We start from the raw sequence: 20,203 nt of genomic DNA on the forward strand, positions 1-20,203 counted from the left end.
ATCTCCTGTCTAGGGGCTTCACACGTGATTTTTCCGTCGTTGACAGGCTTCGCAACTGATGTTTATTTAGGCTTGCCTTGCCTAAGTTTGGTAAGGCGAGCCTAACCTTTGGAGTGGTAAGCGTGCTGAAGGACCTCATAGGGCCGCCGCCGCTGCCCGTGATGGGCGTGAAATGGCAGGTCACCCTGGTGGATCCACAAGCGGGTGACGCCGAGATCGTCCACACGTGGATGAACGAACCGCACGTGGCCACCGCCTGGGACCAGGCGTGGCCGCTCGAGCGCTGGAGCGCGGAACTCGGCAGGCAGCTCGGCGGCGATCACTCCCGCCCCTGCCTGGCCCACCTCGGCGGCGCCCCGGTCGCCTACCTGGAGATCTACCGGGTCGCGCGCGACCGCCTCGCCCCGCTCTACCCCCACCGCCCCGGCGACCTCGGCGTGCACGTCGCCATCGGCGCCCCGGGCGACATCGGCAGGGGCCTCGGCCGCGACCTGCTGCGAACCGTCGCCGACGGCCTGCTGGCCGCGGACGATTCGTGCACCCGCGTGGTCGCCGAGCCGAACATCCTCAACTCGGCCTCCATCCGCGCCTTCACCGCCGCCGGGTTCCGCCGCGCGGGCGAGGTCACGATGCCGCACAAGATCGCCGCTCTCATGGTACGGCCGCGCGACGAGGGAGACCTCCCCACATGGTGAACACGGTCCACGACCTGGTGGGGATCGGTTTCGGCCCCTCCAACCTGGCCCTGGCCATCGCCCTGAGCGAGCCGGAGGGGGCGGGCCTCGACGCGATCTTCCTCGAGAAACAGGAGTCCTTCGGCTGGCACCGCGGCATGCTCATCGACGGCGCCACCATGCAGGTGGCGTTCCTGAAGGACCTGGTCACGATGCGCAACCCGGCCAGCCCCCACAGCTTCGTCGGCTACCTGCACGACAAGGGCCGGCTGGCCGAGTTCATCAACCAGAAGACCATGTACCCGACCAGGCTCGAGTTCCACGACTACCTGGAGTGGGTGGCGGCCCGCTTCGAGCACGTCGCCCGCTACGGGACCGAGGTCATCACCGTGGACCCGGTCGTCCGCGACGGCGTGGCGAGCTGCCTCGACATCGTCAGCCGGGCCGACGGCGAACTGGTCACCCACCGCGCGCGCAGCGTCGCCATCGCCGCCGGGCTCCGGCCGGCCCTGCCCGAGGGCGTCATCGCCGGTGATCGGGTCTGGCACAGCCAGGAACTGCTGAGCCGGCTGGAAGGGTTCGCGGAGCCGTACCCGCGCAGGTTCGTGGTCGTGGGGGCCGGGCAGAGCGCGGCCGAGGTCGTCGAGCACCTGCACAGCCGCTTCCCGTCCGCGGAGATCTGCGCGGTCTTCTCCCGGTACGGCTACAGCCCCGCCGACGACAGCCCCTTCGCCAACGCGATCTTCGACCCGGCGGCCGTCGACCACTTCTTCGAGGCGCCCGACGACGTCAAGCGCATGCTGCTGGACTACCACGGCAACACGAACTACTCCGTCGTCGACCTCGACCTGCTGCAGGAGCTCTACCGGCGCATCTACCAGGAGAAGGTCGCCGGCAGGCAGCGGCTGCGGATCCTGAACATGTGCCGGGCCGCCGGGCTGGAGACGCATCGCTCAGGGGTGTCGGTCGGCGTGCGCTCCCTGGTCAGCGGCGAGGCCGAGACGCTGCGCGCCGACGCCGTCGTGTACGCCACCGGCTACCGGCCGACCGACCCGCTGGATCTGCTCGGCGCGGCGGGCGAGTACTGCCTGCGCGACGAGGACGGCGGGCTCAAGGTCGGCCGCGACCACCGCGTGGAGACCGCGCCCGAGCTGCGCTGCGGCATCTACCTGCAGGGCGCCACCGAGCACACGCACGGCATCACCTCCACGCTGCTCTCGACCACGGCCGTGCGGTCGGGGGAGATCCTGCGGTCGCTGCGCGCCCACGCCCGGTCCGAGGTGGAGGAGCCGGCCCGGTGACCGACTCGCTGCTGGAACTCATCGAGAGCCGGATCGCGGCCGCTCCCGGCACGGAGGCGGTGCGCCACGGGCCCTCCTCGCTCACCTACGCCGAGCTGGACCGGGCGGCGAGCGCGCTGGCCGCCCGGCTGGCGGCGCGCGGAGCGGGGCCGGAGCGAATCGTCGCGGTGTCGCTGCCGCGCTCGCTCGAACTCGTGGTCGCGCTGGTGGCCGTGCTCAAGACGGGCGCCGCGTATCTGCCGGTCGATCCGGAGTATCCGGCCCCGCGGGTGGAGTTCATGCTCGCCGACGCCGGTCCCGTCGTCACGCTGCAGCCCTCCGACGTGGACCTTTCCGCCGGTACGGCGACGCCCGGCGTGCGGACGGACCCGCGCAACCCCGCTTACGTGATCTACACCTCCGGCTCGACCGGGCGGCCCAAGGGCGCGGTCATCTCGCACGAGGCGATCGTCAACCGGCTCCTCTGGATGCAGGACGAGTACGTGCTGAAGCCGGACGACCGCGTCCTGCAGAAGACGCCGTCCAGCTTCGACGTGTCGGTGTGGGAGTTCTTCTGGCCGCTGATCGCCGGGGCCACGCTGGTCCTGGCCGATCCGGGCGGGCATCGCGATCCGGCGTACCTGGCGGCGCTCATCCGGCGCGAGCTGATCACCACCGTGCATTTCGTGCCGTCCATGCTGCGGGCGTTCCTGGCCGAGCCGGGGGCGCGGGAGTGCGTCTCGCTGCGGCGGGTGATCTGCAGCGGAGAGGAGTTGCCCGCCGACCTGGCGGCCGAGTTCCACCGGGTGCTCGGCGACCGGCTGCACAACCTTTACGGGCCGACCGAGGCGGCGGTGGACGTCACCTCGTGGGCCTGCCGTCCGGGTGCGGCGGGGCCGGTGCCGATCGGGCGGCCGGTGTGGAACACCGCGGTCCGCGTCCTTGATCCGGATCTGCGTCCGGCTTCGGAAGGGGAGCTCTACATCGCCGGTGTGCAGTTGGCCCGTGGCTACCTGGGGCGTCCGGGGCTGACGGCCGAGCGGTTCGTGCCCGATCCGTTCGGGCCCGGCCGGATGTATCGGACCGGTGACCTCGCGCGGGTGCGGGACGACGGGGCGATCGAGTACCTGGGGCGGACCGACGACCAGGTGAAGATCCGGGGGTTCCGGGTGGAGCCCGGCGAGATCGCCGCGGTGCTTTCCGAGTGCCCGGGTGTCCGGCACGCCGTGGTGGTCGCCCGCACGGCTCCTGGTGTTCAGCTGGTCGCCTATGTGGTCCCGGAGGGCGATTTTTCGGGAAATGTCGAGCTTTGGCGGGAGTTTTTGGCGGCGCGGTTGCCCGCTCACCTGGTGCCGTCGGCGTTCGTCGTCATGGCCGAGCTGCCCGTGACCGTGAACGGCAAGCTCGACCGCGCCGCCCTGCCCGAGCCCGAACGCGAGACCGGCGGCGAAGCCCCCGCCACCGCGGCCGAGCACACGCTGGCCAGGCTGTTCGCCGAGGTGCTCGGCCTGCCCGAGGTGGGCGCAGGTGACGACTTCTTCCGGCTGGGCGGGGACAGCATCCTGGCGCTGAGCCTGGTCGGCCGGGCCCGTGCGGAGAACCTGGCGCTGACGGCCGGGCAGGTGCTGGAGCTCGGCACCGTACGCGCGCTGGCCGCCGCGGCCCGTGCGGGCGTCGTCGAGGAACCTCCCGAGCAGGCACTCGGCACCGTCCCGGCCACGCCGATCATGCGCTGGCTCCTCGAGCGCGGCGGGCCCATCGACGGGTTCAGCCAGTCGGTGGCGCTGCGCCTGCCCGCCGACGTGGACGCCGACCGTCTCACCGGCGCTCTGCAGAGCGTCCTCGACCACCACGACCTGCTGCGCGCCCGCCTGGTGGACGATCACCTGGAGGTGCCGCCCCCCGGAACCGTCCAGGCGACCACGATCCTGCGCCGCACGACCGTTAAAGCGGACGACGTGGCCGGGAAAGCGAACGACACCGCCAGGGCAGCGGGCGACCTGGCTGGGGAAGGGGAGGCGGCCAGGAGGCGGCTGGCGCCTCGGGAGGGCGTGATGCTCCAGGCCGTGTGGTCGCCGGAGGCGCGTGTTCTGCGCCTGGTCGCCCACCACCTGGTGATCGACGGCGTCTCCTGGCGCATCCTGGCCGAAGACCTCGCCCGTGCCTACAACGGCGCGACTCTGCCCAGGTCGGGCTCCTTCCGGCGCTGGGCCACCGCCCTGCCCGAGCACGGCCGCGCGGAAGAGCTGCCCCACTGGATCACGACACTGACCGGCGACACTCCCGGCCCGGCACCGGAAGGACCCGGCGCACCGGAAGGACCCGGCGCGCTGGAGGGCTCCGGCGCACTGGAGGGCTCCGGCAAGCGGGGGAGCGCGGGGCGGTTGACGCTCACGCTGGAGGCCGATCTGGGGCGGACGGGTACCGCCGAGCTCCTGCTCACCGGCCTAGCGGCGGCGCTGGCGCGGGACGGCGGGGCCGTACTGCTGGATCTGGAGGGGCATGGGCGTGAGGACGAGCACGCCGACCTCTCGCGCACCGTCGGCTGGTTCACCAGCATGTTCCCGGTCCGGCTCGACCCGGGCCGCCCCGGCTGGGACGACCTGGTCGCGGGCGGGCCCACGGCGGGCCGGACGCTGGCGCGGGTCACCGAGCAGCTGAGCGAGGTGCCGCGGAAGGGCATCGGGTACGGCATCCTGCGCCACCTGGACAGATCCCCCGAGCTGGACGGCCTGCCGTACCCCGCGATCTGCGTCAACTACCTGGGCCGCTTCACCGACTCCACCGCCGACTGGGCCATGATCACCGAACCCGGCGCCCTGGCCGACGCCGCCGACGCGGACCTGCGGCCGTCCCACGAGCTGACGATCGACGCCGCCGTGGTGGAGACGCCCGCGGGCCCGCGCCTGGACGCCACGTTCACCTGGGCGTCCATGGACGAGCGGGCGGTGCGGGAGCTGGCGGCCGGCTGGTTCGCCGCGCTCGGCGGGCTGGCCCGTCCGGAACCCCTGGTCGCCCTCGGCCAGGACGAGCTTCACGACTTCGAGGAGATGCTCCGTTGAGCCGTGTCCAGGATGTCTGGCCACTGACCCCTCTGCAGGAAGGCCTGCTCTTCCACGCCCTCGGCGACGAGGCCGACCCGTACGTCGTGCACACCGCGCTCGACCTGCGCGGCCCGCTCGACGCCGGCGCGCTGCGGGAGGCGGCCGAGGAGCTGGTGCGCAGGCACGACAACCTGCGCGCCGCCTTCACCCACCGCAGGAACGGCGAGCCCGTCCAGGTGATCGCCACCACCGCCGCGGTGCCCTGGCGCGAGGAGGACCTGACCGGCCGGCCGGAGTCGGAGGCGGAGCTGGTCAGCGCCCGCGAGCGGAACACCCGCTTCGACCTGACCGCGCCGCCGCTGCTGCGTTTCGTCCTGCTGCGGCTGGCGCCCGAGCAGCACCGGCTGCTGGTCACCAACCACCACCTGCTGCTCGACGGCTGGTCCCTGACCCTGCTGCTGCGCGAGCTCATCGACCTGTACGGCGGCGCCGAGCCACCGGCGGCGGTGCCGTACCGCGACTATCTGACCTGGCTGGCCGCGCAGGACCGGCAGGCGGCGATCGCGGCCTGGCGCGAGCATCTGGACGGCCTGCCCGGCCCCACCCACCTCGCCGGAGGCACAACAGGCGGGGCCGTGCGCGAGGTCGTCTCCGAGCTGCCGGCGGACCTGACCGCGCGGCTCGGCACGCTGGCCCGCGAACGGGCGAGCACGCTGAGCATGGTCGCGCAGACCGCCTGGGCGCTCGTGCTGGGCACGCTGACCGGCCGTGACGACGTGGTGTTCGGCACCACGGTCTCCGGCCGCCCCGCTGAGCTGCCCGGCGTGGACCGAATGGCCGGACTGTTCATCAACACGGTGCCGGTCCGGGTACGGCTGCGGCCGGACGCCCCGGTCGGCGAGCAACTGTCCGGGCTCAGGGCCGGGCAGGCGGCGCTGAACGGGCTGTTCCACGTGAGCCTCGCCGAGATCCAGGCGGGCGGGCTGTTCGACACGTTGCTGCTGTTCGAGAACCATCCGGTCGGCGGGCTGAGCGGCGCCAGGGGACTCGTGGTCGCGGGCGCCTCCGAGCGCGACGCCACCCACTACCCGCTGACGGTCTGCGTGCGGCCCGGCGAACGGCTGCGCGTGGAGCTGTCCTACCGCGAAGGAGCCTTCGAGCCCGCCGCGATCGAACGGATCATGGGCTACCTCGTCCAGGTCCTGACCCGGATGGCCGACAACCCCGAGCGGCCCGTGGGCGAACTGGACATCCTTCCCGACGCCGAACGCGCCACGATCCTCACCACCTGGGCTGGCACCCGCCCGGCCGCGCCGCCGACGACGCTCGCCGAGGTGTTCCGCGCCCAGGTCCGCGCGACTCCCGACGCGACCGCGGTCGTCGGCCCGGACGGCGCCGCCCTCACCTTCGCCGAACTGGACGCCGCCGCCAACCGGCTGGCCGGGACGCTGGCCGCCCGCGGCATCGGCGCCGAGGACGTGGTCGCGCTCCAACTGCCGCGCGGCATCGGGATGGTCGCGGCCGTGCTGGGCGTCTGGCAGGCGGGCGCCGCGTACCTGCCGCTCGACCCGCGCTATCCCGCCGACCGCCTGGCCCACATGCTGTCCGACGCCCGCCCCGCCCTCGTCCTCACCGACCCGCCAGACCTCACCGCTGGCCCGCCGGACCTCACCGCCGGCCCCGGCCAAAAGCCGGTGGAGCCGGTGACGCCCGTCCGGCCGTGCCTGCCCGCGCATCCGGCCTACGTCATCTACACCTCCGGCTCCACCGGGAAGCCCAAGGGCGTGAGCGTGCCGAACGCCGCCGTCGCCAACCTGCTGGAGTCGCACCGAGGCGACGCCATCGCCCGCGCCGAGGCGGCGGTGGGCGGGCGGCGGCTGCGCGTGGGGCACGCGGCGTCGTTCTCGTTCGACGCCTCCCTCGACCCGCTGCTGTGGATGCTGGCCGGTCACGAACTGCACGTCCTGGACGAGGAGACCTGCCAGGACCCCGAGCTGCTGGCCGCCTACACCGCCCGCGCCCGCCTCGACTACCTCGACGTCACCCCCTCCTACCTGCCGCCGCTGCTGGCCGCCGGGGTGTTCGGCGAGGGACGCCACCGGCCCGCCGTGGTGGCCGTCGGCGGCGAGGCCGTCGCCGAGCCGCTCTGGCGCCGCCTGCGCGCGATCCCCGGCCTCGTCGCCCGGGACCTCTACGGCCCGACCGAGTGCGCGGTCGACGCCTACCAGCGCCGCGAGGACGGCACCGCCGCGCCTATTGCAGGTCACCGTGTGTACGTGCTCGACGCCAGGCTGCGGCCGGTGCCCGCCGGGGTGACGGGCGAGCTGTACGTGGCGGGCGCCGGGCTGGCCCGCGGCTACCTCGGCCGGTCCGGGCTCACCGCGGAGCGCTTCGTGCCCTGCCCGTTCGGGCCGCGAGGCGAGCGCATGTACCGCACGGGCGACCTGGCCCGGTGGCGGGAGGACGGGGTGCTGGAGTTCGCCGGACGGGCCGACGACCAGGTGAAGATCCGCGGGTTCCGGGTGGAGCCCGGCGAGGTGGAGTCCGTGCTGGCCGGGCACCCCAGGCTGGCCCACGCCGTGGTGACGGTCCGAGAGGACCGGCCGGGCGAGCGCCGCCTCGTGGCCTACGGGGTGCCCGCCGGCGACGGCGTGGGCGAGCGGGAGCTGCGCGGTTATCTGGAGGCGCGGCTGCCCGCGTACATGGTGCCCGCCGCCTTCGTGGTCCTGGACGGGCTGCCGCTGCTGCCCAACGGCAAGGTGGACCGGCAGGCGCTCCCGGCGCCCGGCGGGTCCGGGACGGCGGCGGGGCGCGAGCCGAGGGACGCCGTCGAGCGGCGGCTGTGCGAGCTGTTCGCCGACGTGCTCGGCCTCGACCGGGTCGGGGTCGACGAGGACTTCTTCGCGCTGGGCGGGCACTCGCTGCTGGCCGCCCGCCTGGTCAGCAGGGTGCGGGCCGAGCTGGGCGCCACGGTGCGGGTGCGCGCGGTGTTCGACGCGCCGACCGTGGCCGGGCTCGCGGGCCGGCTGGGGCCGTCGGGCGAGCGTCCCGCGCTGGTCGCGCAGGATCGTCCCGAACGGCTGCCGCTGTCCCACGCCCAGCGCCGCCTGTGGTTCCAGCAGCAGTTGGAAGGCCCGTCGGCCACCTACGCCATGCCGACCACCCTGGTGCTGGACGACCTGATCGAGCCCGGTCCCATGCGCTTGGCGCTCGGAGACGTGGTGGCCAGGCACGAGGCGCTGCGCACGGTGATCGGGCAGGCGGACGGCGAGCCGTACCAGGTGATCCTGGACTGCGCCGAGGCGCGGCGGCGGCTGGTCGTGCGGGACGGCGCGGGCGATCCCGCTGCGGCCTTCGACCTGGCGGCCGACCTGCCGATCCGGGCCTGGGCGGACGGGCGGCGGCTGCTGCTGGTGCTGCACCACATCGCCGGGGACGAGTGGTCGATGCGCCCGCTGCTGGACGACCTGACGCTCGCCTACGCGGCGCGGCTGGCCGGAGACGAGCCGGAGTTCACGCCGCTGCCGGTGCAGTACGCCGACTACGCGCTGTGGCAGCGGCGCTGGCTGGGCGCGGCCGGCGATCCGGCCAGCCCGCTCGCGCGGCAGCTCGCCTACTGGCGGCACGCGCTCGACGGCGCCCCGGCGGCGCTCGACCTGCCGGTGGACCGGCCCTGGCCGGAGGAGATGTCGTGGCGGGGCGGGAGCGTGGACCTCCGCCTGGACGCGGACGGGCTGGACGAGCTGGCGCGGCGGGCCGGGGTGACGCCGTTCATGGTGGTGCACGCGGCGGTGGCGGCGCTGCTGACCCGGCTGGGGTCGGGGACGGACATCCCGCTGGGCACGCCGGTCGCGGGCCGCTCGGACGAGGCCCTGGCCGATTTGGTGGGATTTTTCGTGAACACGGTGGTGTTGCGGGCTGACACCAGCGGCGACCCGACCTTCCTGGAACTCCTGGAGCGGGTGCGGGAGGGCGATCTGGCCGCCTTCGACCATGCCGACGTGCCGTTCGACCTGCTCGTCGAGGCCGTCAGACCCGAGCGCGCGCCGGGACGGCACCCGCTCTTCCAGGTCATGATCGCCTATCAGCACGCCGCCGAGACCACCGCCCGTGACGTCGGGCTGGACGTCGCCAAGTTCGACCTCACCTTCGCCTTCACCGAGACCGGCGACGGGCTGGCCGGGCAGGTCGAGTACCGCGCCGACGTGTTCGACGCCGCCACGGCGCACGGGCTGGCCGAGCGGCTGGCGAACGTGCTGGAGCAGGTCGTGGCCGCGCCCGACCGGCCGATCGGCGAGCTCGCGGTCACCGCCATGGACTCCGCCGCGGTGCCCGCGGCCGTCCCCGGCGGCGGCGAGCTGCCGGACACCCCGGAGACGCGGACGCTCTCCCGGCTGTTCGCCGAGGTGCTCGACGTGCCGCACGTCGGCGCGCACGACGACTTCTTCCAGCTCGGCGGCCACTCGCTGCTCGCGGTCAAGCTGGTGAGCCGGATCAGGGCCGCGCTCGGCGCCGAGGTCGCGCTGCGGGAGGTCTTCCGGCATCCGACCGTCGCCGGGCTGGCCGGGCGGCTCGTCCCGGCCCGCGACCCGGGGCCGGTGCCCGCGGTCAGGCCGGAGCGAATACCGCTGTCGCACGCGCAGCGCCGGTTGTGGTTCCTGCACCGGCTGGAAGGGCCCTCCGACACCTACAACATCCCGATCTCGCTGCGCCTGCGCGGGCCGCTCCGGGCCGAAGCGCTCCGGGAGGCGCTGGGCGACGTGGTGGCCAGGCACGAGGCGCTGCGCACGCTGGTCGGCGAGGAGGACGGCCTGCCGTACCAGGTGATCGTCGACGCGGCGCGGGCGCGGCCCGAGGTGCTCGACGGGGCCGGCGATCCCGGCCATGCCTTCGACCTGGCCGGCGAGCTGCCGATCCGGGCCTGGCTGCGCGCGGACGGGCCCGACGAGCACGTGCTGCTGCTGGTGCTGCACCACATCGCCGCCGACGAGTGGTCGATGGGGCCGCTGCTGGACGATCTGTCGCTGGCCTACGCGGCGCGGCTGGCCGGTGACGAGCCGGAGTTCGCGCCGTTGCCGGTGCAGTACGCCGACTACGCGCTCTGGCAGGCGGAGCGCCCCGTCGACCTGGACTTCTGGACACAGACCCTGGCCGGGCTGCCCGACCGCGTCGAACTGCCCACCGACCGGCCGCGTGCCCACGACCACCGGGGCGGCACGGTGGAGTTCGAGGTGCCCGCCGGGGTACGCGACGGGCTGGCCGCCCTGGCGCGCCGGGCCGGCGCCACCGCCTTCATGGTCACGCACGCCGCGGTGGCGGCGCTGCTGGCCAGGCTCGGCGCCGGGACGGACATCCCGCTGGGCACACCGGTCGCGGGCCGCTCGGACGAAGCCCTGACGGACTTGGTCGGATTTTTCGTGAACACGGTAGTTTTGCGGGCCGACCTCGGCGGCGACCCCACGTTCCTCGACCTCCTGCAGCGCGTACGGCAGGCCGACCTGGCCGCCTTCGACCACGCCGACACCCCTTTCGACCAGGTCGTCGAGGCCGTCAACGCCTCCGGCAGAGACCTGTTCGAGGTCATGGTGGCCCACCAGGGCGGCGAGAGCGCGCGGCTGCGCCTGCCCGGGATCACGGTCACCGAGGAGCCGGTCGGGCACGCGAGCGCCAAGTTCGCGCTCACCTTCGCCCTCACCGAGACGGCCGGCGGGCTGGCCGGGCTGATCGAGTACCGCACCGGGCTGTTCCGCGAGGACACCGTGCGCCGCCTGGCCGGATACCTCACCAGGCTGCTCGCCCAGGTCGCCGCCGACCCCGCCACCCGGCTCGGCGACCTGGAGCTCATGTCCGACGACGACCTGCGCGAGGTGCTGGCCGTGGGGGACGGCGAGGCCGCCGACGGCCCGCCCGCCACCGTGCCCGAACTGTTCCGCGCCCAGGCCGCCGCCACCCCGGACGCCGTCGCCGTCGTCTGCGCGGACGAGTCGCTCACCTACGCCGAGCTCGACGCGCTCACCGACCGGCTCGCGGGCGCGCTGGCCGCCCGGGGCGCGGGCCCAGAACGGGTGGTCGCGCTCGCGCTGCCCCGCGGGATCGGCCAGGTCGCCGGGGTGCTGGCCATCGCCAAGGCGGGAGCCGCGTACCTGCCGATCGACACCGCCTATCCGGCCGACCGGATCGCCATGATGCTCCAGGACGCCGCGCCCGTGCTGGTGCTGGCCACCCCGGACAGCCTGCCGGAAGGGCCGGTGCCCGTCGTCCATCCCGGCGACGACGGGTCCGGCACACCCGTGCCGCCGCTGCCGCTCAACCCCGCGTACGTGATCTACACCTCGGGCTCCACCGGGCGGCCCAAGGGCGTCGTCCTGGAGCACGCGGGTGTGCGGCATCTCGTCGCCACCGCCGTCGAACGCTTCGGCGTCGGGCCCGGCAGCCGGGTGCTGCAGTTCGCCTCGATCAGCTTCGACGTGGCGTTCTGGGAGATGACCATGTCGTTGTGCACCGGCGCGACGCTGGTCGTCGTGCCCGCCGAGCGGCGCGTGGCCGGGCCCGAGCTGACCGGCTACATCACCGAGCATGGCGTCACCCACCTGGCGCTGCCGCCCGCGCTGCTGTCGGCGCTCCCCGAGGACCTCCTGCTGCCCGAAGGCTCGACGCTGCTGGTCGGCACCGAGACCGTGACCCCCGAACTCGTCCGCCGCTGGACGGACCGGCACCGCCTCTTCGACGCCTACGGCCCCACCGAGGCCATGGTCAACTCCACCCTCTGGGAGGCCGCAGGCGACCTGGAGAACCTGACCAGCGTGCCCATCGGCCGCCCCGACGTGGGCAAACGCGTCTACATCCTGGACGACCGGCTGCGCCCGGTGCCTCCAGGCGTCACCGGCGAGCTGTACGTGGGCGGCGCCGGGCTCGCCCGCGGCTACCTCGACCGGCCGGGGCTGACCTCCGAGCGGTTCGTCCCCGACCCGTTCGGCAAGCCGGGCGAGCGCATGTACCGCACCGGCGACCTGGCCCGCTGGCGGCACGACGGGGCCGTGGAGTTCGGCGGACGGGCCGACGGCCAGATCAAGATCCGCGGGTTCCGGATCGAGCCGGGCGAGGTGGAGTCGGCGCTGCTGTCCTGCCCCGGCGTTCGCGAGGCCGTCGTCGCCGCGCACGACTACGCCCCCGGCGACACCCGCCTGGTCGCCTACGTCACCGGCGCCCAGGACGACCCGGCGCAGCTGCGTTCCCACGTGGCCGCGCGGCTGCCCGCCCACATGGTTCCCGCCGCCTACGTCACGCTGCCCGCGCTCCCGCTCATGGTCAACGGAAAGGTGGACCGCAAGGCCCTGCCGGCCCCGTCCGGCGGCGCCGCCGTGGCCGCGCGCGCTCCGCGCACGGCCGCCGAGCGGGCGCTGTGCGAGATCTTCGCCGACCTGCTCGGGCTGGAGCGCGTGGGCATCGACGACGACTTCTTCCACCTGGGCGGCCACTCCCTGCTCGCGGTACGGCTGGCCGCCAGGATCCGCGCCCGCTTCGGCACGGAGCTGCCGCTGGGCACGCTGTTCGGCGCGTCCACGCCCGCCGCGCTGGCCGCCACGCTCCAGCACCCCGGCACCGCTGACGCCCGCCCCGCGCTCGTCCCCGCCGCCCGGCCTTCGCCGGTGCCGCTGTCGTCGGCGCAGCGTCGGCTGTGGTTCCTGCAGCGGATGGAATTGGCCTCCTCGGCCTACAACATTCCGATCCGGGTACGACTCGCCGACGCCCCGGCCGCGCTGGAGGCGCTGCGGGATCTGGTGGCCAGGCACGAGGTGCTGCGGACGGTGATCGGGGAGCGGGACGGCGAGCCGTACCAGGTGGTGCTGGGGGTGGAGGAGGCGCTACGGCGGTTCGCCGGGCGGGATGGGGACCCCGGCGCGCCCTTCGACCTGGCCGCCGAGCTGCCGATCCGGGCCTTCTTCCCCGCCGACGGCGAGGTGCTGCTGGTGCTGCACCACATCGCCGCCGACGAGTGGTCGATGGGGCCGCTGCTGCGCGACCTCTCGTTCGCCTATGAGGCGCGGCTGGCCGGGCGGGCGCCGGAGTTCGCGCCGCTGCCGGTGCAGTACGCGGACTACGCGCTCTGGGAACGGCAGGCGCTCGGGGAGGCCGATGACCCGGACGGGGTGCTGGGCCGAGGTCTGGCCTTCTGGCGGAAGGCGCTGGACGGGATGCCCGAGGAGATCGTGTTGCCGCGCTCGGCCGGCGACGGTGGATCTGTCGGCTTCCGGCTCGACGCGGACGGGCTGCGGGGGCTGGCGCGGCGGGCCGGGGTGACCACGTTCATGGTGGTGCACGCGGCGGTGGCTGCCCTGCTGGCGCGGCTCGGGTCCGGGACGGACATCCCGCTGGGCACGCCGGTGGCGGGCCGGTCTGACGAGGCCCTGGCGGATTTGGTCGGATTTTTCGTGAACACGGTGGTTCTGCGGGCCGACCTCGACGGCGATCCCTCGTTCCTGGAGCTGCTGGAGCGGGTGCGGGCGAGCGATCTGGCCGCCTTCGACCATGCCGAGGTGCCGTTCGACCGGGTCGTCGAGGCCGTCAACCCGGAACGCGCGCCGGGACGACACCCCCTCTTCCAGATCATGATCGCCTACCAGCACGCCCTGGAGACCGCGCTCGCCGTGGAGGAGCCGGACACCGGGCAGGAGGCCAAGTTCGACCTCGCCTTCGCCTTCACCGAGACCGCCGAGGGGCTCGACGTGCTGGTCGAGTACGGGGAAGGACTGCCCGGCGACGCCCTGGCCGCGGCGCTGGCCGCGCTGCTGGGACAGGTCGCCGCCGAACCCGCCCTGCGGCTGACCGAACTGGACGTTCCGCTGGGCGAGCCGGACCTTGAGGCGCATGGCTCCGCCTCCCGAGCGCGCTCCGTGGCCGTCCGCCGTGCGGCCACGGAGCTGCGCCGGGAGCCGCGGGGACCGGTCGAGACCCGGATGGCGGAGATCTTCGCCGACGTGCTCGCCGTGCCCGAGGTGGGCGCGCTGGACGACTTCTTCCACCTGGGCGGCCACTCCCTGCTGGCCGTACGCCTGGCCGGGCGCGTCGCCGCCGAGTTCGGCACCGCCACCACGGTCAGGACGGTCTTCGAGGCTCCCACGGTCGCCGCCCTGGCCCGGCACGCGTCCGGCGCCGGTCAGGACGACGGCAGGCCGCCCGCGGTCCCGGCGGAACGGCCGCCCGTGGTGCGGGCGGAACGGCCGGACGTCGTGCCGCTGTCGGCGGCGCAGCGGCGGCTGTGGTTCCTGCAGGCCTTGGAGGGCGCCACGGCCACCTACAACGTGCCGTTCGCGGTCCGGGTACGCGGGCCGCTGGACCACGACGTCCTGCGGGCGGCGCTCGGGGACGTGGTGGCCAGGCACGAGGCGCTCAGGACGCTCATCGGGGAGCGGGACGGCGAGCCGTACCAGCTGGTCCTGGACCCCGGCGAGGCACGGCGGCGGCTGGTCGTGCGCGACGGGGAAGGCGAGCCCGAGCTGCCCTTCGACCTGGCGGCCGAGCTGCCGATCCGGGCCTGGGCGCGGACGGTGGGCGGCGACGCGCACGAACTGTTGCTGGTGCTGCACCACATCGCCAGCGACGAATGGTCCGTCGGCCCGCTGTGGGCGGATCTGTCCGCCGCCTACGCCGCGCGGCTGCGCGGACGGGCGCCGGACACCGAGCCGCTCGTGGCGCAGTACGCCGACTACACGCTGTGGCAGCGCGACCTGCTCGGCGACGAGGACGCCCCCACCTCGCTCGCCGCGCGTCAGCTCGCCTACTGGCGGGCCGCGCTCGACGGCGTCCCGGACTGCCTGCCGCTGCCCCACGACCTGCCGCGTCCGCCCGTCGCCTCGCCGGAGGGGGACTCGGTCACCTTCGGCGTCGACGCGGACGGGCTGCTCGGGCTGGCGCGGGGGAGCGGGGTGACGCCGTTCATGGTGGTGCACGCCGCGGTGGCCGCGCTGCTGACCCGGCTGGGGTCGGGGACGGACATCCCACTGGGTACGCCGGTGGCCGGCCGCCCGGACGAGGCGTTGGCCGATTTGGTGGGATTTTTCGTGAACACAGTGGTGTTGCGGGCCGACACCAGCGGCGACCCGACCTTCCTGGAACTCCTGGAACGGGTCCGCGAGACCGACCTCGCCGCGCTGGACCACGCCGACCTCCCGTTCGACCGCGTCGTCCGGGAAACCGCACCGGCCAGGACGCTCGCCTGGCACCCGCTCTTCCAGGTCATGATCGCCCACCACGCGGCGCGGCCGCCGCTCGAACCGCTGCCCGGCCTGGACGTCGAGCCCATTGGCGCGGGAACGGGCACGGCCAAGTTCGACCTGGCCGTCGCGGTAGGGGAGGGCGGCTCGGGGGTGATCGAGTATCGGACCGACCTGTTCACCCGTCAGCGCGCCGAAGCGCTGGCGGAGGCCCTGTCCGCCCTGCTGACGACCGCCGCGGCCGACCCGGCCACCCGCCTGTCGGCCCTGTTGCCCCACCCGCCCACCTTCGCCCGCCCGGACGGTGGTTTCGCCCGTCAGGACGCGCTCGCGTCCGTTGAGCACGATCCGGCCGTGGCGGAACGGCTGGCCGGGCTGTTCGGCGAGGCGCTGGGCGGAGCCGTCCCTGACCACGCGGCGAACTTCTTCGAGCTCGGCGGCCACTCGCTGCTGGCCGCCAAGCTCGTCAACCGGATCCGCGCCGAACTGGCCACCCGGGTCACGATCCGGGACCTGTTCGAGGCCCCCACCCCGGCCGGTCTGGCCGCGCGGCTCGCCGACCACGGACCCCGGGAGGGCGGGGCGCTCGACGGGATACTGCCGATCCGGACCGGCGGGGACGGGCCGGCGCTGTTCTGCGTGCATCCGCTGTTCGGGCTGGCCTGGTGCTTCATGGGGCTGGCCGGGCTCATGGACGGCCCCGTCTATGGGGTGCAGGCACGGGGTCCGGCGGGGCCGTACCCGCTGCCGGGGACGCTTGAGGCCATGGCGGCCGACTACGTCGAGCGGATCCGCGAGGTCCAGCCCAGCGGCCCCTACCACCTGATGGGCTGGTCGTTCGGCGGTGTGGTCGCCCACGCGATGGCCGCTGAGCTGGTACGGCGCGGCGAGCAGGTCGACCTCCTCGCCATGCTCGACTCCTACCCGCTGGGCCCTGGCGAAGAGCCGGAGACCGGCGACAATGAGCAGGACGCGCTGCGCTTCCTGCTGCGCCTGGCCGGACAGCCCGAACCCGACCGGCGCGTCGACCGGCGCGAGGTCGTCGGCACGCTCAGGAGGCGGGGCGGGCTGCTGGCGGAGCTGGACGAGACCACGGTCGGCGCCATGATCGACGTCGCGGTGAACGCCGAGGACCTCATCAGGCCCGGCGTACACCCGGTGTTCGACGGGGACCTGCTGTTCGTCACCGCGACCGCCGACAAGGCCGGCACCACGCTGGACGCCGCCCGCTGGCGCCCCTTCGTCACCGGCGCGATCGACGAGCACGAGATCGACTGCGAGCACTACGAACTGGCCGACCCGGAGCCCCTGGCCCGGATCGCCGCGATCATGAAGGAGAGACTGCGATGACCAACCCGTTCGAGGACGCCGACGGCGTGTACGTGGTCCTCGTCAACGACGAGAACCAGCACGCCCTGTGGCCGCAGCGGCTGCCCGCCCCCGCCGGGTGGACCCAGAAGTACGGCCCGGCTGGCCGCGACGCCTGCCTGGAGTACGTCGAGGAGACCTGGAAGGACATGCGCCCGGCCAGCCTCATCCGCGCCATGGATTGACGTACCCGTCTGCCATCCTGTCCCGGTCATGGAACGGAGAAGGGATGGCTGATGAGTGCTGACTGGTCGGACATGGGGTGGGACGCCTGGGGCGATCTGGGCACGGTTCGCGCCAGGTTAGCGGCGGGCGCGTCCCCGGACGCCGACATTTTCTACGGCCAGACGGCGCTGCAGCTCGCGGCCGAGAGGGGATCGCCGGAGGTGGTCGCCGCACTGGCCGCCCGCTCCGCCGACGTGGACGCCGTGGCGGAAGGCCGGACCGCGTTGTGGTCCGCGGTCTACGCCAACCGGGCGGACAACGCCCGCGTCCTCGCCGAGGCCGGGGCGAACCCGTGGCTGCCGATGATGAACGGCTGGCCGCCCGGCCGACTCGCGCTGGCCGGTCCCACCCCCGGCCTGTTCCCCAGGCCGGACGGCCAGCCGGGCCTCACCGACGAGGAGAGCGCCTTCGTCACCAGGGCGCGCGGCCTGATCGCCGCCCTGGCCGACATCACCGACGACGGCCACAGCGTCACGTGCGTGGCCGGTATCGACGCGGCGGAAGCCGTCCGCAGGCTGGAGGCCACGCCCGCCACCGACGAGGAGATCGAGGACATCTACGAGGATCCCTTCGACGACATGGACGAAATCCTGAAGGTCCTCGGCGTGACCGACGTGCCCGGCGGCTGCGTCGTGGCCCAGCCGTGGGGGTACGGGGCCGACATGCCAGGCGTCCAGAAGGCGCTGTCGGCCGGCACCCGCTGCTACGGCCTCTACGCCAACCCCAAGAGCGGCAACCAGGGCAGCGCCGCCGTTGACGGCGACATCGTCGAGTGGGACACGCACCCGGGCGGGGGAGACACCGACGAGTCGGAGCCGACAGAGGAGATCCTGCAGGCGTATCTGCTCCAGGGGCACGCGGAAGCCGAACTCTGCTTCCGCGCGGGCCTGTTGCCGGCCGATTCGCGCTCGATCACCGGCACACCCGATCTGTGGGTGAAGCTGCCGGACGGCGATCACTGGTCCTGACGTCGTCAGTCGTCGGCCGTCAGTCGGTGGCGGGCAGTGGGCGGGCGCGGCGTAGGGAGGGGATGGCCAGCGCCAGCACGCCCACGCCCGCCACGCAGGCCAGCCCGCCGATCACCGCCGCGCCGCCCGGTGGCGCGAGGCGGGCCAGGCCGCCGGCGACCACGTTGCCCAGGGCCGGGCCGACGGTCGCCTCGGTCAGCCACAGGCTCGACACCCGCCCGAGCAGCCGGTCGGGCGTGCGTGACTGGATGAGCGCCCCGGCCAGCACCTCGGAGATCACCTGCCCGACTCCGGACAGCGCCAGGAACGCCAATGCCAGCGGCAGGCTCACCGGCAGCCACGCGCTGGCGCCGAACCCGGCCACCGCCAGCCCCCACAGCGCCACCGCGCCGATCAGCACCCGGCCGGGACGGCGTACCCGGCCGATCCAGCCGCTGGCCAGCGCCGCGAGCAGCGCCCCGGCCGCGGGAGCGCTGTAGAGCAGCCCGGCCGTGGCCGCGTCGCCGCCGTAGTGCGCCGCCACGAACGCGGGAAACAGCGCGTACGGCGTGGCCATCAGCGTCCCGCTGAGGTCGAGCAGGATCACCCCGCCGATCACCGGATCGCGCCGGGCGAAACGCACGCCTTCGGCGATCGAGCGCAGCGGATGGGCCTGAGTCTCGCTCCCGTCGGGCCGCAGCGGGCGCAGCATCCACAGCAGCACGGTCGTCACGACGGTGGTGGCGCAGGTGAGCGTGTAACAAGCGGCGAACCCCGGCCCGGCCACCAGCAGCCCGCCCAGCGACGGCCCGGCGATGGTACCGACCTGCGTGGTGATGGAGGTGAGCGCCTCGGCGGCGGCGAGCTTGTCCCGGCCGACCAGCGCGGGCACGGCCGCCATGAGGGCGGTCTCGCTGAGCCCGTCGGCCAGCCCGATCAGCCCGGCGCTCAGATAGATCACCCAGAGCCGCGGCTCGGGCAGGAAGGCGTTGACCGCGAGCACCGCGAACCCCGCCGCCGCCCCCGCCCGCGACCCCACGATGAGCAGCCGCCGGTCCATCCGGTCGGCGAGCACGCCTCCGGCGAGCGTGCCGGCGAGCAACGGCCCGCCCAGCGACAGGCTGATCAGGCTGACGTGGAGTGACGAACCGGTCATCGCGTACACCTGCATGGCCAGCGCCACACCGGTCACACCGATGCCGAGGAGCGAGACCATCCGGGCGGCGAAGACATAGCGGAAGTCGCGGCCGGTCCGTAGCGGAGTGATGTCGATGACCACGTGTCCCAGGCGCACGAGTCTCCCCAGACGGTCAAGATGACGTTAGATTACCCTAAAACAGGGAAGCCTTACCTAACTTCTGAGAAGGGTAGTTTCATGGCATCCGGCATCACTCGTCGTCAGGTCCTCCGCAGCGGTTCTCTGCTCACGCTCGGAGCCCTCGCCGCCGCGTGCGGCACCGCCGACACCGGTGGCCCCGCGGTCGCAGGCGCGGCGTCCAAGGCAGCGAGTACGGCGGGGCCATGGTCGTTCACCGACGACCGGGGCAAGAAGGCGGAGGCGCCCGCCGCCCCCAAGCGGATCGTCGCCTACGTGGGCGTGGCCGCGGCGCTGTGGGACTTCGGCGTCACGTCGGTCGGCCTGTTCGGCTCCACCACGCTCAAGAACGGCTCCAAGGACCCGCTCGCCGGGGACGTCGACCTGGCCAAGGCGACCTCGATCGGCACCGGCTACGGCGAGTTCAACGTGGAGAAGTACGCCTCGCTCCAGCCCGAGCTGCTGGTGACGACGAAGTTCAACGACCTGGTCTGGTACGTGCCGGAGAAGCAGATGGGCGACATCGAGTCGCTGGCCCCGCTGGTCGCGATCGAGACCGTCAAGGGCACCGACCTGAAGAAGGTCCTGGCCCGCTTCGAGGAGCTCGCCCTGTCGCTGGGCGCCGACCCCGCCGCGCCCGCCGTCGTCCAGGGCAAGAAGGCCTTCGACGAGGCCTCGGAGAAGGTGACCAAGACCGCGGAGAAGGGGCTGAAGGTCCTCGCGGTCGCCGGCGGCCCCGACCAGTTCTGGGTGGCCAGGGCCGGGGCGGGCGGCTACACCGACCTCACCTACCTGGCCTCCCTCGGCCTCGCCATGGAGAAGGGCGCCGGCGACGACCCGCTGTACGAGACGCTGAGCTGGGAGCAGGCGGCCAAGTACCAGGCCGACGTGGTCCTCTACGACGCGCGCAGCCAGTGGCTGACGCTGGAGGACATGAAGAAGAAGGCCACCTTCGCCCAGATCCCGGCGGTCAAGGCCGGCCAGGTGATCCCCTGGGTGGTGGAGACCCCCTACAGCTACCAGCGCCAGGCCGCCTGGCTGGACAAGCTCAACGAGCAGCTGTCGGCCTTCAAGCCCCTATGACCTGAAACAGCCCAGCTGCGACCTCAGGCCCCAGCTGCGGCCTCAGGTCGGCC

At 73.7% G+C, this 20,203-nt stretch carries 8 protein-coding genes; 7 read left to right on the top strand and 1 reads right to left on the bottom strand.

Annotated elements, in window-relative coordinates:
- The first annotated feature begins 122 nt into the window (after window positions 1-122).
- From HNR40_RS14640 to HNR40_RS14665, 6 genes are read left to right on the top strand one after another with little or no spacing between them, the layout of a single operon-like run.
- The gene (locus tag HNR40_RS14640) at window positions 123-695 is read left to right on the top strand and encodes a GNAT family N-acetyltransferase (RefSeq protein WP_221340313.1); all 573 of its coding nucleotides are present in this window, start codon (window positions 123-125) and stop codon (window positions 693-695) included.
- Complete coding sequence (locus HNR40_RS14645; RefSeq protein ID WP_184961329.1) at window positions 689-1,975, top strand: lysine N(6)-hydroxylase/L-ornithine N(5)-oxygenase family protein; 1,287 nt, start codon at window positions 689-691, stop codon at window positions 1,973-1,975. The genes HNR40_RS14640 and HNR40_RS14645 overlap by 7 nt, the downstream gene beginning before the upstream one ends.
- Entirely contained in the window at window positions 1,972-5,016 is a 3,045-nt protein-coding gene (locus HNR40_RS14650) for a non-ribosomal peptide synthetase (RefSeq protein ID WP_184961331.1), read from the top strand. The genes HNR40_RS14645 and HNR40_RS14650 overlap by 4 nt, the downstream gene beginning before the upstream one ends.
- Entirely contained in the window at window positions 5,013-16,562 is an 11,550-nt protein-coding gene (locus HNR40_RS14655; protein WP_184961333.1) for a non-ribosomal peptide synthetase, read from the top strand. Before HNR40_RS14650 ends, HNR40_RS14655 begins: the two co-directional genes overlap by 4 nt.
- Complete coding sequence (locus HNR40_RS14660; RefSeq protein WP_184961335.1) at window positions 16,559-16,765, top strand: MbtH family protein; 207 nt, start codon at window positions 16,559-16,561, stop codon at window positions 16,763-16,765. Before HNR40_RS14655 ends, HNR40_RS14660 begins: the two co-directional genes overlap by 4 nt.
- A gap of 51 nt (window positions 16,766-16,816) precedes the next feature.
- On the top strand, window positions 16,817-17,773 hold the full coding sequence (locus tag HNR40_RS14665; RefSeq protein WP_184961337.1) for an ankyrin repeat domain-containing protein: 957 nt from the start codon (window positions 16,817-16,819) through the stop codon (window positions 17,771-17,773).
- Between the two features lie 19 nt (window positions 17,774-17,792).
- Here HNR40_RS14665 and entS read toward each other — a convergent pair whose 3' ends face one another.
- The gene (gene entS, locus HNR40_RS14670) at window positions 17,793-19,046 is read right to left on the bottom strand and encodes an enterobactin transporter EntS (protein WP_184961339.1); all 1,254 of its coding nucleotides are present in this window, start codon (window positions 19,044-19,046) and stop codon (window positions 17,793-17,795) included.
- 81 nt (window positions 19,047-19,127) lie between these two features.
- On the opposite strand from entS, the gene HNR40_RS14675 reads away from it, so the two are divergent.
- Complete coding sequence (locus tag HNR40_RS14675; RefSeq protein WP_184961341.1) at window positions 19,128-20,150, top strand: ABC transporter substrate-binding protein; 1,023 nt, start codon at window positions 19,128-19,130, stop codon at window positions 20,148-20,150.
- Window positions 20,151-20,203: the final 53 nt, after the last annotated feature.

The organism is Nonomuraea endophytica (genome assembly GCF_014203235.1).
GTDB lineage: Bacteria > Actinomycetota > Actinomycetes > Streptosporangiales > Streptosporangiaceae > Nonomuraea > Nonomuraea endophytica.

Excerpts from the sequence above, each read along its gene's own strand:
- HNR40_RS14645 (WP_184961329.1), top strand. The coding sequence starts at position 689 with ATGGTGAACACGGTCCACGACCTGGTGGGGATCGGTTTCGGCCCCTCC.
- HNR40_RS14660 (WP_184961335.1), top strand. The coding sequence starts at position 16,559 with ATGACCAACCCGTTCGAGGACGCCGACGGCGTGTACGTGGTCCTCGTC.
- HNR40_RS14665 (WP_184961337.1), top strand. The coding sequence starts at position 16,817 with ATGAGTGCTGACTGGTCGGACATGGGGTGGGACGCCTGGGGCGATCTG.
- HNR40_RS14675 (WP_184961341.1), top strand. The coding sequence starts at position 19,128 with ATGGCATCCGGCATCACTCGTCGTCAGGTCCTCCGCAGCGGTTCTCTG.